The 14202-nt window shown below is 73.3% G+C and carries 14 protein-coding genes; 6 read left to right on the top strand and 8 right to left on the bottom strand.

Annotated features, from left to right (window positions below):
* Positions 1-2: 2 nt before the first annotated feature.
* From AB0N31_RS19090 to AB0N31_RS19080, 3 genes are read right to left on the bottom strand one after another with little or no spacing between them, the layout of a single operon-like run.
* A complete protein-coding gene (locus AB0N31_RS19090) occupies positions 3-2195 on the bottom strand; it encodes a 3-hydroxyacyl-CoA dehydrogenase NAD-binding domain-containing protein (RefSeq protein ID WP_366059557.1) in 2193 nt (730 codons plus the stop codon).
* Between the two features lie 41 nt (positions 2196-2236).
* Complete coding sequence (locus AB0N31_RS19085) at positions 2237-3451, bottom strand: acetyl-CoA C-acetyltransferase (protein ID WP_366059556.1); 1215 nt, start codon at positions 3449-3451, stop codon at positions 2237-2239.
* Positions 3448-4623 carry a CaiB/BaiF CoA-transferase family protein gene (locus tag AB0N31_RS19080; RefSeq protein WP_366059555.1) on the bottom strand — a complete coding sequence of 392 codons (1176 nt, stop codon included), beginning with the start codon at positions 4621-4623 and terminating at the stop codon, positions 3448-3450. Before AB0N31_RS19080 ends, AB0N31_RS19085 begins: the two co-directional genes overlap by 4 nt.
* Positions 4624-4823: 200 nt before the next feature.
* Between AB0N31_RS19080 and AB0N31_RS19075 the strand changes: the two genes are divergently transcribed.
* On the top strand, positions 4824-6002 hold the full coding sequence (locus AB0N31_RS19075; protein ID WP_366059554.1) for a saccharopine dehydrogenase NADP-binding domain-containing protein: 1179 nt from the start codon (positions 4824-4826) through the stop codon (positions 6000-6002).
* Positions 6003-6090: 88 nt separating this feature from the next.
* Here AB0N31_RS19075 and AB0N31_RS19070 read toward each other — a convergent pair whose 3' ends face one another.
* Both AB0N31_RS19070 and AB0N31_RS19065 read right to left on the bottom strand, forming a co-directional pair.
* Entirely contained in the window at positions 6091-6237 is a 147-nt protein-coding gene (locus tag AB0N31_RS19070) for a hypothetical protein (protein WP_366059553.1), read from the bottom strand.
* 153 nt (positions 6238-6390) lie between these two features.
* Positions 6391-7086: an endonuclease V gene (locus AB0N31_RS19065; RefSeq protein WP_366059552.1), complete on the bottom strand. Its 696-nt coding sequence runs from the start codon at positions 7084-7086 to the stop codon at positions 6391-6393.
* A gap of 50 nt (positions 7087-7136) precedes the next feature.
* On the opposite strand from AB0N31_RS19065, the gene AB0N31_RS19060 reads away from it, so the two are divergent.
* Positions 7137-7433 (top strand): YciI family protein, encoded by a 297-nt coding sequence (locus tag AB0N31_RS19060; RefSeq protein ID WP_366059551.1) that lies wholly within the window; start codon positions 7137-7139, stop codon positions 7431-7433.
* Between the two features lie 17 nt (positions 7434-7450).
* Here the strand turns inward: AB0N31_RS19060 and AB0N31_RS19055 are convergent, their stop codons facing one another.
* Both AB0N31_RS19055 and AB0N31_RS19050 read right to left on the bottom strand, forming a co-directional pair.
* Entirely contained in the window at positions 7451-7777 is a 327-nt protein-coding gene (locus tag AB0N31_RS19055; RefSeq protein ID WP_366059550.1) for a plasmid stabilization protein, read from the bottom strand.
* A 50-nt stretch (positions 7778-7827) separates the two neighbouring features.
* Positions 7828-8964, bottom strand: coding sequence for an oxidoreductase (locus AB0N31_RS19050; protein WP_366059548.1), 1137 nt, complete (start codon positions 8962-8964; stop codon positions 7828-7830).
* 224 nt (positions 8965-9188) lie between these two features.
* On the opposite strand from AB0N31_RS19050, the gene AB0N31_RS19045 reads away from it, so the two are divergent.
* From AB0N31_RS19045 to AB0N31_RS19030, 4 genes are all read left to right on the top strand, one after another.
* Positions 9189-9605, top strand: a complete 417-nt coding sequence (locus AB0N31_RS19045) for an SsgA family sporulation/cell division regulator (RefSeq protein ID WP_366059547.1) — start codon at positions 9189-9191, stop codon at positions 9603-9605.
* A 290-nt stretch (positions 9606-9895) separates the two neighbouring features.
* On the top strand, positions 9896-11518 hold the full coding sequence (locus tag AB0N31_RS19040) for an ABC-F family ATP-binding cassette domain-containing protein (RefSeq protein WP_366059546.1): 1623 nt from the start codon (positions 9896-9898) through the stop codon (positions 11516-11518).
* 128 nt (positions 11519-11646) lie between these two features.
* Entirely contained in the window at positions 11647-12423 is a 777-nt protein-coding gene (gene ddaH, locus AB0N31_RS19035) for a dimethylargininase (protein WP_366059545.1), read from the top strand.
* Between the two features lie 236 nt (positions 12424-12659).
* Positions 12660-13637, top strand: coding sequence for an acyl-ACP desaturase (locus AB0N31_RS19030; RefSeq protein WP_366059544.1), 978 nt, complete (start codon positions 12660-12662; stop codon positions 13635-13637).
* Between the two features lie 242 nt (positions 13638-13879).
* On the opposite strand, the gene AB0N31_RS19025 is transcribed toward AB0N31_RS19030, so the two are convergent.
* A complete protein-coding gene (locus tag AB0N31_RS19025; protein ID WP_366059543.1) occupies positions 13880-14125 on the bottom strand; it encodes a WhiB family transcriptional regulator in 246 nt (81 codons plus the stop codon).
* Positions 14126-14202 lie beyond the last annotated feature (77 nt).

The following is a 14202-nucleotide window of genomic DNA, read 5'->3' as shown; positions in this document are numbered from 1 at the left end:
GCTCAGCGGGCGTCGGTGAAGGTCTCGCCCTTCTCCGCCTTGGCCACCAGCAGCGCGGGCGGGGTGAAGCGGTCGCCGTAGCGCTCGGCGAGTTCACGCGCGCGGGCCACGAAGCCGGGCAGGCCGCCGTCGTAGCCGTTGATGTACTGCAGGACGCCGCCGGTCCAGCCGGGGAAGCCGATGCCGAACAGGGAGCCGATGTTGGCGTCGGCGACGGACGTCAGGACGCCCTCCTCCAGGAGCCTGACGGTGTCGAGGGCCTCGGAGAAGAGCATGCGTTCCTGCATGTCCTCGAAAGGCACGGTCTCGGAGGGGACCCGCGCGTCGTCGCGGATGAAGTGCTCGCGCAGGCCCGGCCACAGTCCGGCCCGCCTGCCCTCCTCGTCGTAGTCGTAGAAGCCGGCGCCGCCGCTGCGGCCGGTGCGGCCGAACTCGTCGACCATGCGGTCGATGACGGCCTCGGCGGGGTGGCCGGGCCAGGTGCCGCCGGCCTCCTCGACGGCCCGCTTCGACTCGCCCCGGATCTTTCGCGGCAGGGTGAGGGTCAGTTCGTCCATGAGGGACAGGACCTTGGCCGGGTAGCCGGCCTGGGCGGCCGCCTGCTCCACGGACGCGGGCTCGATGCCCTCGCCGACCATGGCGACGCCCTCGTTGATGAAGTGGCCGATGACCCGTGAGGTGAAGAAGCCGCGCGAGTCGTTGACGACGATCGGCGTCTTATTGATCTGCCGAACCAGGTCGAAGGCGCGGGCGAGGGCCTCGTCGCCGGTGCGTTCGCCCTTGATGATCTCGACGAGCGGCATCTTGTCGACGGGCGAGAAGAAGTGCAGTCCGACGAAGTCGCTCTGCCGCTCGACGCCCTCGGCGAGGACGGTGATGGGCAGGGTGGAGGTGTTGGAGCAGAGCAGGGCGTCCGGCTCGACGACGTGCTGGATCTCCTGGAACACCTTGTGCTTGAGCGAGGTGTCCTCGAAGACGGCCTCGATGACGGCGTCGCAGCCGGCCAGGTCCTGCGGGTCCGCGGTGGGTGTGATGCGGGCGAGCAGGGCGTCGGCCTTCTCCTGGCTGGTGCGGCCGCGGGAGACGGCCTTGGCGCAGAGCTTCTCGGAGTACGCCTTGCCCTTGAGGGCCGCTTCGAGGGAGACGTCCTTGAGGACGACGTCGATGCCCGCGCGGGCGCACGCGTAGGCGATGCCGGCGCCCATCATCCCGGCGCCGAGGACGGCCGCCCTGCGGACCTGGCGGGGCTCGACGCCCCGGGGCCGGCTGACCCCGGAGTTGACGGCCTGGAGGTCGAAGAAGAACGCCTGGATCATGTTCTTCGACGTCTGCCCGGCGGCCAGTTCCACGAAGTAGCGGGCCTCGATGACCTGTGCGGTCTCGAAGTCGACCTGGGCGCCCTCGACGGCGGCGGCGAGGATGTTGCGCGGCGCCGGGTAGGGGGCGCCGCCGGTCTGCTTGCGCAGGGTGGCGGGGAAGGCGGGCAGGTTCGCCGCGAACTTGGGGTGGGCGGGGGTGCCGCCGGGGATGCGGTAGCCGGGCCGGTCCCAGGGCTGCTGCGACTCGGGGTGGGCGTCGATGAAGGCGCGGGCCTTGTCGAGCATCTCCTCGTGGGTGTCGGCGACCTCGTGGACCAGGCCGTTCTCCAGGGCGCGCCGCGGGCTGTACTGGGTGCCCTGGAGGAGGACCTTGAGGAGGGCGTCCGCGATGCCGAGCAGGCGGACCGTGCGGACGACGCCGCCGCCGCCGGGGAGCAGTCCGAGGGTGACCTCGGGGCAGCCGATCTTCGAGCCGGGCGCGTCGAGGGCGACGCGGTGGTGGCAGGCGAGGGCGAGTTCGTAACCGCCGCCCAGGGCCGCGCCGTTGAGGGCGGCGACGACGGGCTTGCCGAGGGTCTCGATGCGGCGCAGGTTGCGCTTGATCTCCAGGCCGCCGTCGAACAGTTCCTGGGCGGTGTCGGGGGTCACGCGGATCAGGTCGCGCAGGTCGCCGCCTGCGAAGAAGGTCTTCTTCGCGGAGGTGATGATGACGCCCCGGACGGTGTCCTTCTCGGCCTCCAGACGGTCGGCGACCTGCGCGAGCGAGGCGCGGAACGCCTGGTTCATGGTGTTGGCGGACTGGTCGGGGTCGTCGAGGACGAGGGTGACGAGGCCGGTGCGGTCCTGTTCCCAGCGGATGGTGGTGCTCTGTGTCATGACAGGGTCTCCGTAGCAGTCTCTTGGTTCCGCCGGGGTGGTCAGACGCGTTCGACGATCGTGGCGATGCCCATGCCGCCGCCCACGCAGAGGGTGGCGAGGCCGTAGCGCTTGTCCTGGCGTTCCAGTTCGTCGACGAGCGTGCCGAGGATCATGGCGCCGGTGGCGCCGAGGGGGTGGCCGAGGGCGATCGCGCCGCCGTTGACGTTGACCTTGTCCAGGGACAGGCCCATGTCCCGCGCGAAGCGCAGGACGACCGCGGCGAAGGCCTCGTTGATCTCGACGAGGTCGATGTCGTCGATGGTCAGGCCGGCCCTGGCGAGGGCCTTGCGGGTGGCGGGCGCGGGCCCGGTGAGCATGATGGTGGGCTCGGAGCCGGAGACCGCGGCGGAGACGATCCGCGCGCGCGGGGTGAGGCCGTTGCGCTCGCCGGCCTCCTTGGAGCCGACCGCGACGAGCGAGGCGCCGTCGACGATGCCGGAGGAGTTGCCCGCGTGGTGGACGTGGTCGATCTTCTCCACCCAGTGGTACTTCTGCAGTGCCACGGCGTCGAAGCCGCCCAGTTCGCCGATGTCGGCGAAGGAGGGCTTCAGCCTGGCGAGGGAGTCGGCGGTGGTGCCGGGGCGCGGGTGCTCGTCGTGGTCGAGGACGACGAGGCCGCTGCGGTCCTTCACCGGCACGAGCGAGCGGTCGAAGCGGCCCTCCTTGACGGCGGTGGCCGCCCGCTCCTGGGAGAGCGCGGCGTACTCGTCGACGTCCCGGCGGGAGAAGCCCTCGATGGTGGCGATGAGGTCGGCGCCGATGCCCTGCGGCACGAAGTTCACGGCGAGGTTGGTCATCGGGTCGTTGAACCAGGCGCCGCCATCGGAGGCCATCGGCACCCGGGACATCGACTCCACGCCGCCCGCGAGGACGAGGTCCTCCCAGCCGGAACGGACCTTCATGGCGGCCAGGTTGACGGCTTCGAGACCGGAGGCGCAGAAGCGGTTCTCCTGCACGCCCGCCACGGTGTCGGGCAGTCCGGCGGCGATGGCGGCGATCCGCGCGATGTCGGAGCCCTGGTCGCCGACCGGTCCGACGACGCCCAGCACGATGTCGTCGATCGCGGCCGGGTCCAGGTCCGGGAAGCGCCCGCGCAGCTCGTGGATGAGCCCGACGACGAGGTCGATGGGCTTCGTGCCGTGCAGGGCCCCGTCGGCCTTGCCGCGACCGCGCGGGGTGCGGATCGCGTCGTAGACGTACGCTTCGGTGCTCACGGGGAGGCCTTTCGGTGAGGGTCGGGGTGCGGGGTGTCTCGGGGGTCGGTGAGCCGGGGCACGTCCCAGTCGCGGGCCACGGCGGCGGTGTCGGCCCCGGGCCGCGCGGGCCCGCCGCGCACGGCCGTCGGGGTGGCGGAGAAGCGCGGGGCGGGAGCGGGCTGGGTGAGGCCGCCGTGGTCGGTGAAGGTGCCGCGGGCGGCCAGGTGCGGGTGGTGCGGGGCCTCGCGCAGCGACAGCACGGGCGCCACGCACGCGTCGGTGTCCGCGAAGACGGCCGTCCACTCCGCGCGGGTGCGGGAGGCGAAGCCGGCCGCGACGGCCTCGCGCAGCTCGCCCCAGCGGGTCCAGTCCGTGCGGGCGTCGGCGAAGTCCTCGAGGCCCAGGAGCCGGACGAACTCGTCGTAGAACCGCGGTTCCAGCGCGCCGACGGCCATGTGGCCGCCGTCGGCGGTCTCGTAGGTGCCGTAGTAGGGGCAGCCGCCGTCGAGGAGGTTGGCGGCGCGGCGGTCCTGCCAGCTGCCGGCGGAGAGCATGCCGTGGATCATGGCGGAGAGGTGGGCGGTGCCGTCGACGACGGCGGCGTCGACGACCTGTCCGGTGCCGGTGGCGCGGGCGTGGTGCAGCGCGGCGAGGACGCCGACGACGAGGTAGAGGGAGCCGCCGGCGTAGTCGCCGAGGAGGTTGGCGGGGGCGGGCGGGGGCGTGCCGGGGGTGCCGATCATGCCGAGGGTGCCGGTGAGGGCGATGTAGGTGATGTCGTGGCCGGCGCGCCGGGCGAGGGGGCCGTCCTGGCCCCAGCCGGTCATCCGGCCGTAGACCAGCCGGGGGTTGCGGGCGTGGCAGGCCTCGGGGCCGACGCCGAGGCGCTCGGCGACGCCGGGACGGTTGCCCTCGATGAGGACGTCGGCGCGGGCGGCGAGGTCGAGCACGCGCGCGGGGCCGTCCGGCGCCTTGAGGTCCACGAGCACCGAGCGCTTGTTGCGGTTGGTGACGTCGTGGTCCGGGTCGATGCCGAGGGAGGGGCCGCCGGGGCGGTCCACGCGGACGACGTCGGCGCCGAGGTCGGCCAGCAGCATGGCCGCGAAGGGACCGGGCCCGATGCCGGCCAGCTCGACCACGCGCACCCCGGCGAGCGGGCCGGGCCCCGCTGTGTCTGCCGTCGTCGTCATCCGGCTCCCTCGCTGTGACACAACCGATGTAACACCAGTGATGCTAAGAACGTGTTCCAGCGGACACAAGACGTGCGAGCAAGCGCTTGGCCAGTTCGCGGGAGCCGAGGTGGGTTCTCGGCCCCGGGGTCGGCGGGTCCCGCCGTCCTCACGCTAGCCTCAGCCGGCGACAGCGGCACGGGCTGCGACCAAGGAGTGTCATGAGCAGGCTGAAAACGACGGACCGTCCCTACGACATCGTGCTCTTCGGGGCCACCGGCTTCGTCGGGACGCTCACCGCGGAGTACCTGGCCGCCCACGCCCCCGAGGACCTGCGCTGGGCGATCGCCGGCCGCGACGAGGAGAGGCTGCGGCGGCTGCGCGACCGGCTGCCGGGCGGCGCGGAGCCCGGTGTGCTGCGGGCGGACGTGTCCGATCCGGCCTCGCTGCGCGCGCTCGCCGACCACGCGCGCGTGGTCGCCACGACCGTCGGCCCCTACGTGACGTACGGCGAGGAGCTGGTGGCCGCCTGCGCGGACGCCGGCACCGACTACCTCGACCTCACCGGCGAGCCGGAGTTCGTGGACCTGACGTACGTGCGGCACGACACCCGCGCGCGGGAGACGGGCGCCCGGCTGGTGCACGCGTGCGGGTTCGACTCGGTCCCGCACGACCTGGGCGCGTACTTCACCGTCCGGCAGCTGCCGGAGGGCGTGCCCCTGACGGTGGACGGCTATGTCAGCGTCGACGCCGCCTTCTCGGGCGGGACGTTCGCCTCCGCGCTCGGTCAGTTCGCCCGCGGCCGGCAGCTGGCGGCCGCGGCCCGCGAACGGCACCGGCACGAGCCGCGGCTGATGGGCCGCCGGGCCACGGCACCGCTGGGGACGCCCCGGTTCGCGCCGGAGGTCGGCGCCTGGGCGCTGCCCCTGCCGACGATCGACCCGCAGATCGTGCGCCGGTCGGCGAGGGCCCTGGAGCGCTACGGCCCCGACTTCCGCTACCGCCACTACGCGGCCGTACGGCGGCTGCCCGTCGCGCTGGGCGGGACCGCGGCCGTCGGCGCGCTGTTCGCCGCCGCCCAGGTGCCGCCCGCCCGGCGGTGGCTGTCGGACCGGCTGAAGCCGGGGGCGGGCCCGAGCGCCGAGAAGCGGGCGCGCAGCTGGTTCTCCGTCCGGTTCGTGGGCGAGGGCGGCGGCCGGCGGGTGTGCACGGAGGTCTCCGGCGGGGATCCCGGCTACGACGAGACGGCGAAGATGTTCGCCGAGGCCGCGCTGGCCCTGGCCCTCGACGACCTTCCGGAGACGGCCGGGCAGGTCACGACGGCGGTGGCGATGGGCGACGCGCTGACCGAGCGGCTGCGCGCGGCGGGCATCCGCTTCCGGGTGGCGTCGAGCCGCTGACGGCGGGCCGGTCCCCGGCCTTCCGGTACTGCTCCCGGGCCGTCCGGTCCGGGGCCTTCCGGTCCGAGGTCGTCCGACGGGTCGTGCCCTAGACCGGCCACTCCACCAGCGTGTAGATCATCCCGACGATCCAGCCGAGTCCGGCCAGGACGGCGAGGACCAGCGCGGCGTTCACGGCGCGCTCGACGGGCCGGTCGGGGTCGGCGAGGGGCTTCGGGGCTCGGTGCGTCGTCATATGGTCAGACTGCCCGGAGTCCGCCGGACCTCACATCCGTACGGGTACTCAGTTCGGCGCGCTCGGGCCCCGGGTACCCCAGCAGCCCTGGCGCCCCCGGTCACCGCGCCCCGGAGCCGGGCGACGGGTCGCCGGGGTACGCCGCGAGGCCGGTCAGCGGCGGGTGGTCGCCTCCCGGAGCGCCCTGCGGCACAGCGCGTCCGCCCGCCGGGTCGACTCCGGCAGGCGGAACTCCGGTGTCAGGGCCAGGACGTGGGCGCAGGCGTTGTCCAGGCTCACCCGGTGGCCGACCGAGACGAAGACCGGCTTGACGCCCGCGCGCGTGCGCAGGGCCCGGCCCACCTCCTCGTCACCGGCCAGCAGCGGCGCGGCGGATCCGCGCGCGGCGGCCGGATCGGCGTAAGAGAAGGCGAACGGGTTCTTGGCGACGCCGATCGTGGGCAGGCCGGTGAGGACGCCGAGATGGCTGGCGAGGCCGAAGCGGCGCGGGTGGGCGAGGCCGTAGCCGTCGCAGACGACCAGGCCGGGCTCGCGGGACAGGGCGTCCAGGGCGGCGAGCACGGTGGGGATCTCGCGGAAGGCGAGCAGGCCGGGGACGTAGGAGAAGGAGATCCGCCCCACGGCGGTGGCCTCGGCGACCACGTCGAGGCTCGCCGCGTCCAGCACGACGGCCGCCGCCGCGACGACGTCCCGCTCGTCGTCGTAGGCGACGTCGACGCCGGTCACCCGCCCGGTGCCGGGCGGCGGCCCCGCCTCGCCGAGCACCACCCGGGCCCGCAGCTCGTCCTGGACGGCGCGGGCCTCCTCCTCGGTCGCGGGCCAGCCCGCCGGAACGCTTACGGTCGTCATGGTGGGGACGAGCCTACGCGGGCTCCCCCGGACGGCGTAGGCTCGCGATCATGTTCGTACTGGAACTGACCTACACGGCACCCCTGGACGCCGTGGACGCCGTCCTGCCGGACCACGTGGCCTGGCTCGACGAGCAGTACACGCGCGGGGTGTTCCTGGCGTCCGGGCGCAAGAACCCCCGCGACGGCGGGGTGATCCTCGCCGTCGCGGAGGACCGCGCCACGATCGAGGGGATCGCCGCGGGCGACCCCTTCGTCCTGGCCGGTGTGTGCGCGTACCGCGTCACGGAGTTCGCGGCGACCAAGACGGCTCCCGAGCTGGAGCGTCACCGGGAGACGCCGGGCTGACCGCGTCGGCCGCGTCCTCAGTCCTTGCCCAGGGCGCGCTGCAACTGGCTCTTGTTCATGTCCGAACGGCCGTGGACGCCACGGCGCTTGGCCTCCTCGTACAGCTGGTCGTAGGTGGGACCCCCGGAGCCCTTGCCGGACCGCTGACCGCCCCGCTCGCCGGACGACTTGTCCTGCGTGGAGGTGCGGCTCGCGGTCTTCGACTCGCCGGACCGGGCACGCTCCTTGTTCACCGTGCGGGCGGCGATCTCCTCCGCCCGGCCGGCGCTCTCCCCCCGTTCCCGCGCGCTCTCCTTGATGTGCTCGTACTGGCGCTCCCGCTTGGGGCTGGAACCGCGTGGCATGTGCGCTCACTCCTCTCGTGTCCGCACCACCCGGGTACCCCGCGAACCGCTCACCTCTCCAGGCGTGCCACCCGCCCCTGTTCACCGGCGGCCCAGCAGCCGTGGTCCGGGGCGCAGTCGACGGTGTCGTACGAGCCGGTGTCGAGGGTGCGCCAGGTGCGGCCGGCGTCGGTGGTCAGGTCGGTGCCGGTGGGGCCGACCGCGAGGGCGGCGGTGCGGCTGTGCGGCAGCCAGGCGACGCCGGAGCGGTAGGCGGGCGGGGGCGTGCCGGCGGGCCGCCAGGTCCGGCCCGCGTCGCCGGTCGTGGCGGCGGCCGACGGGGAGGGCTGGTCGGCGCGGTGGTCGCCGCCGACCGCGAGGCCGTGACCGCGGTCGCGGAAGGCGAGCGCGAACACCCCGCGCGCGGGGTCGCCCGCCGGGATCGGGGCGTCGGTGACCGTCCAGGTCCGCCCCCGGTCCGCGGAGTGCAGCACGCGCGCGCGTGCGGCGCCGCCGGTGGCCAGCCACACGTCCCGGGGACCGGCCGAGACCAGGCACTGACCGCTCGCCGCGAAGCCCGCCTCGCCCGGCAGGGCGGGCGGCATTCCCGCGTCCGGCAGCACCGTCCAGGAGCGGCCGCCGTCGCTGGTCGACAGGATGCGGAACCTGCCGTCCACCGGGTCGCTCATCGCGAGGCCGTGGCGGCGGTCGAAGAAGGTCAGGCAGTCGTAGAAGGCCCGTGCGTCGGTGTTGCGGAAGGACTCCGTCCAGGTCGTCCCGCCGTCGGCGGTGCGATAGACACGGGAGGCCTCGCCCTCGCCGATGGCCAGCACCACGGCGTGCCGCGCGTCGAAGGCCTCCACGTCCCTGAACTGGAGGTCGGCGGCGCCGGGCGGGGAGACGTTCCGCCAGCTCGCGCCGCCGTCGGTGGTGCGCAGGACGGTGCCCCGCGTGCCCGCCAGCCAGGCGGTGTCCCGGTCGACCGCGGCCAGCCCGCGGAAGCGGACGGTCGGGGCTCCGGTGTCCTTGGGCGCCCACGCGGGCGCGTGGCCGGCCCGCCCGGTGGCGTGCGCCTGCGCGGGTACGGCCGTCAGCACGGCCAGCACCGCCGCGCAGGCCGCTCCCACCGCCGCCGTCCGCCCCGCGCGCCTCGCCGGTGCCGTGCGTGCCGTACGGATCGTGCGTCGCGTCTTCCCCGAGGGCCTCATGGCGGGCGAAGCTAGTCCACCGTCCCGGTGGCGTCCAGATGCCCTCCCTCGCCTCACCGGTCCGCAGAGGCACGGCAGGAGAGGTGAGTCACTCGTGTGCATGAAAGGCGGTGACCGAGGTCACTCGGACTGCGTGTGCACGCATCGGCCGGTTCCGGCGTCTCTTCCAGTGTCCGGCCTCACCCACCCGGTAGTTCGCCCCGCCGTCACAAGGGAGCAAGGCGTTGTCCATCGTCATCGAGCAGCCCGTCGAGGCGCGCCTGGTCGCCGCCGCGCCGCGGATGCAGAGCATCCCCGCCACGCTGCACTACGACCGTCGTGACCCCTTCGCCGTCCGCATGACCTTCCCGGCCCCGGCCACGCTGGAGGGCGTGGACGTCTGCTGGACCTTCGCCCGCGACCTGCTCACCGCGGGTCTGCACGACGCCGAGGGCGACGGTGACGTGCGCGTGCGGCCGTACGGGTACGACCGGACGGTGCTGGAGTTCCACGCGCCGGAGGGCACGGCGATCGTGCACGTGCACTCGGCGGAGATCCGGCGCTTCCTCGAGGCCGCCGGCGAACTCGTGCCGGCCGGTCTGGAGCACCTGCAGCTCGATCTGGACCGCGACCTGGCGGAGCTGATGGGGGACGCCCTTTAATCCGTTGACAGTCCCTCCCGGCCCCTCCTACGGTCGGTCACGCATCTGTTGCCGCCGATAGGAGAAGGACGTTGCTCGTCTGAGGTCCTGAGACACCACGCCGCACACCCCACGGGTGTGGGCGTCGCGTGCGACCTCGGCGTTCGAGCCGTCCTTGCGGAGCAGGGCCTTCCCACGGGTTCCCGTGGCGTTCCTCACGGCCCCGCGCTCCCTCCGCTCCCGCGGTGGTCGCCGCCCTCCGGTGTCTCGACACGCGTCGTCCTGACCGCACACGCGACCGCGAGGCCCCCTTGTCACCTTCGATCACCTGCACCTCCCTCTCCTTCGCCTGGCCCGACGGCACCCCCGTCCTGGACGGGCTCGACGTCGCCTTCGGCCCCGGCCGGACCGGACTCGTCGGCGTCAACGGCGCCGGCAAGTCGACCCTGCTGAAGCTGATCGCCGGCGAACTCACCCCCTCCGACGGCACCGTCCGCACGGCCGGCGAGATCGGCCACCTCCCGCAGAACGTCACGCTCGGCACCTCCCTCCGCGTCGACGAGGTCCTCGGCATCGCCGCCCGCCGGGCCGCGCTGCACGCCATCGAGGGCGGCGACGGGGCCGAGGAGCACTTCGAGACCCTCGGCGACGACTGGGACGTCGAGGAACGCGCCCTGGCCACCCTCGGCGAACTCGGACTCGGCCGCATCGGCCTGGACCGCACCGTCGGCGAGGTGTCCGGCGGCGAGTCCGTCCTGCTGCGGCTGGCCGCGCTGCTGCTGCGCCGGCCGGACGTCCTGCTGCTCGACGAACCGACCAACAACCTCGACCTGTACGCCCGGCGGCGGCTGTACGCGGCCGTCGCGGGCTGGCCGGGCGTGATGGTCGTCGTCAGCCACGACCGGGAGCTGCTCGAACTCGTCGACCAGATCGCCGACCTGCGCGCCGGGGAGGTGGCCTGGTACGGCGGCAACTTCTCGGCCTACGAGCAGGCGCTCGCCACCGAACAGGAGGCCGCCGAGCGCATGGTGCGCGCCGCGGAGTCCGACCTGCGCAAGCAGAAACGCGAACTGTCCGAGGCGCACATGAAACTGGCCCGGCGCAAGCGGTACGGCCAGAAGATGTGGGACCAGAAACGCGAGCCGAAGATCGTGATGGGGGCGCGCAAGCGGGCGGCGCAGGAGTCCGCCGGCAAGCACCGCATCCTGCACGAGGAGAAGCTCGCCGAGGCCAGGGAGCGGCTCGACGAGGCCGTCGAGGCGGTCCGCGACGACGACGAGATCCGCGTCGACCTGCCCCACACGGCCGTACCGCCGGGCCGTGAGGTGCTCACCCTGCTGGACCTGCGGCTCGCTTACGGCGCGCGCGTGGAGGGCGGTCTCGACCTGCGCGGGCCCGAGCGGGTGGCGCTGGTGGGGCGCAACGGCGCGGGCAAGACGACGCTGCTGCGCACGATCGCCGGGGAGCTGGACCCGGTGGCGGGCGAGGCGCGCGCGCACGTGCCGCTGCGTTTCCTGCCGCAGCGGCTGGACGTCCTCGACGACGGGCTGACGGTCGCCGAGAACGTGGCCCGCTTCGCGCCGGACGCCACCAACAACCGGATCCGGGCCCGGCTGGCCCGCTTCCTGTTCCGGGGCGCCCGCGCCGACCAGAGGGCGGCGACGCTGTCCGGCGGCGAACGGTTCCGGGCGACGCTCGCGGCGCTGATGCTGGCCGAGCCCGCGCCGCAGCTGCTGATGCTCGACGAGCCGACGAACAACCTCGACATGGCGAGCGTCCGGCAGCTCACCTCCGCCCTGGAGTCCTACGAGGGCGCGCTGATCGTGGCCGGCCACGACCTGCCGTTCCTGGAGTCGATCGGGATCACCCGCTGGCTGCTGCTCGACGGGGAACTGCGGGAGACCTCGGCACAGGAGCTGGCGGACCCGGCGTAGCGCGGCGGGTCTCAGGAGGGCCACGGCCAGGCGGTGGGGTTTTGCCGTGGTGGAGCGGCCCTGCATGATGGCTGACCGGCGCCCCGCACCCGGCGCCGGTCAGCCACCGCCGATTCGGAGATCTGGACGTGCCCAGCAAGAAGGCCCTCATCCGCCGCCCCGGCCCGCGTCTCGCCGAAGGTCTGGTGACGCACGTCGAGCGCGGGACGGTCGACGTGGACCTCGCACTGGAGCAGTGGGAGGCCTACGCCGAGGCCCTGCGGTCGACGGGCTGGGAGACCGTCGAGGTCGACCCCGCCGACGACTGCCCCGACGCCGTGTTCGTCGAGGACACGGTGGTGATGTACCGCAACGTCGCCCTGATCGCGCGGTCCGGAGCCGAGTCCCGGCGCGCGGAGACCGCCGGGGTCGAGGAGGCCGTGGCCCGGCTGGGCTGCTCGGTCAACTGGATCTGGGAGCCGGGCACGCTGGACGGCGGCGACGTCCTCAAGTGCGGCGACACGGTCTACGTGGGCCGGGGCGGCCGCACCAACGCGGCCGGCGTCCAGCAGGTGCGGGAAACCTTCGAACCGCTCGGGGCACGGGTCGTGGCCGTCCCCGTGAGCAAGGTGCTGCACCTGAAGTCGGCGGTCACCGCGCTGCCCGACGGCACGGTGATCGGCCACATCCCGAAGGTGGACCGACCGGCGCTGTTCCCGCGGTTCCTGTCGGTGCCCGAGGAGGCCGGCGCCCACGTGGTGCTGCTCGGCGGCCCGAAACTGCTCATCGCCGCGAGCGCGCCGAAGACGGCGGATCTGCTCTCCGACCTCGGGTACGAGCCCGTCGTGGTCGACATCGGCGAGTTCGAGAAGCTCGAGGGATGTGTGACGTGCCTCTCGGTGCGGATGCGGGACCTGTACGCCTGACCGGGTGATCTTGTCACCGGTTCGGCCCCGCGACCTGCGTGTCCCGGGGGCCCTTCGGGGTACCCGATAATCCCCTTGGGCGTCCGGTGAGACAGGTGCTGATCAGCAGCCTTTACCTGGAACTTAACCTACGGCTACGTAACCTACGGGTTCGTAGCCTACGATCCCGTAAGTTCTAGGTTCGGCACCGCCCGCCGGACGCAGTCCGCTTCACATCACGTCCCCCTGGAGTATCCGTGACGCTCACCTCCCCGCACCTCGGCAGCCCCTCCGCCGTCTGGACCGACGCCCGGCTGCTGTACGCCCTGGAGGAAGTGGTCGAGACGGAGCTGAACCGGCATCTGAAGGTCGCCAAGGACTGGATGCCGCACGAGTACGTGCCCTGGAGCGACGGCCGCAACTTCCCCGGCTTCTTCGAGGACGGCGAGGCCTGGGAGAAGGAGCAGTCGAAGGTCACCGAGATCGGCCGGATCGCGCTGGTCGTGAACCTGCTCACCGAGGACAACCTCCCCAGCTACCACCACGAGATCGCCTCGCTGTTCGGCCGTGACGGCGCCTGGGGCACCTGGGTGCACCGCTGGACGGCGGAGGAGGGCCGGCACGGCATCGTGATGCGCGACTACCTGCTCGCCTCGCGCGCGGTGGACCCGGACAAGCTGGAAGCGTTCCGGATGTCGCACATGAGCGAGGGCTTCGAGTCGGACAACCGTCACTCGATGCTGCACTCGGTGGCCTACGTCGCCTTCCAGGAGCTGGCGACCCGCATCTCGCACCGCAACACCGGCCACCAGTCCGGCGACCCGGTCTGCGACCGCATGCTGGCGCGCATCGCGACCGACGAGAACCTCCACATGGTCTTCTACCGCAACCTGCTGAAGGCCGCCTTCGAGCTGGCGCCCGACCTGACCATGCAGGCGGTGCGCGACGTGGTCGTCAACTTCCGCATGCCCGGCCACGGCATCCCCGGCTTCGAGCGGGCGGCGGCGCAGATGGCGATCGGCGAGGTCTACAACATGCGCATCCACCACGACGACGTGCTCCAGCCCGTCCTGCGCCACCTGAAGGTCCTGGAGCTGGACGGCCTCGGCCCGGAGGGCCTGAAGGCGCAGGAGGAACTCGGTCTGTTCATGGGCGGTCTGGACGCCGAGGCCCTGAAGTTCGACGAGAAGCTGGCAACACGCAAGGCCCGCATGGCCGCCCGCGCCGCGGGCTGACCCACCGCCACCGCGGCACCTCGTGAACGGCCCGCACCGGGAAGCACGTCCCCGGTGCGGGCCGTTCGCGGTCCGCGGCCTCCCGCCGCCACCGCGTCGGCGTCCGGTACCTCGGCGTCGGGTGCCCTCGGCGCCGCGGCCGCCCGTCGCGGGCGAAGGACGCGGCGACCTCGGCCCGCTCCCCTCGACCACACCCCCGCGATGCGGTCGTACGGATTCGCCGGCTCCCCGCCCCCGCCCGCTCAGCGCGAGGCACGGCGCAGGTGCAGGCGTTCCTTCTCGGACAGACCGCCCCACACACCGAAGCGTTCGTCGTGGGCGAGGGCGTAGTCGAGGCATGCGGACCGCATCTCGCACATGCCGCAGATGCGCTTGGCCTCCCGTACCGAGCTGCCCGGTTCCGGGAAGAAGAAGTCCGCCCCGGTCTGTGCGCACAGGGCCTGCCGCTGCCAGGCGAGGTCGGGGGAGGGAATCGTGTCGGTGTACATGGGCAGCATCGTGACGCGCGGCGAAAAACGTTCCATCAACGGCGGATATACGCGCTCCGGCAGGGCCCCGGCCGCAC

Origin of the sequence: Streptomyces sp. NPDC051051 (assembly GCF_040682975.1) — a bacterium.
Classification (GTDB): Bacteria; Actinomycetota; Actinomycetes; order Streptomycetales; family Streptomycetaceae; genus Streptomyces.
Note: the sequence above shows the minus strand (reverse complement) of the source record. Positions and strands in the feature narration are given on the sequence as shown.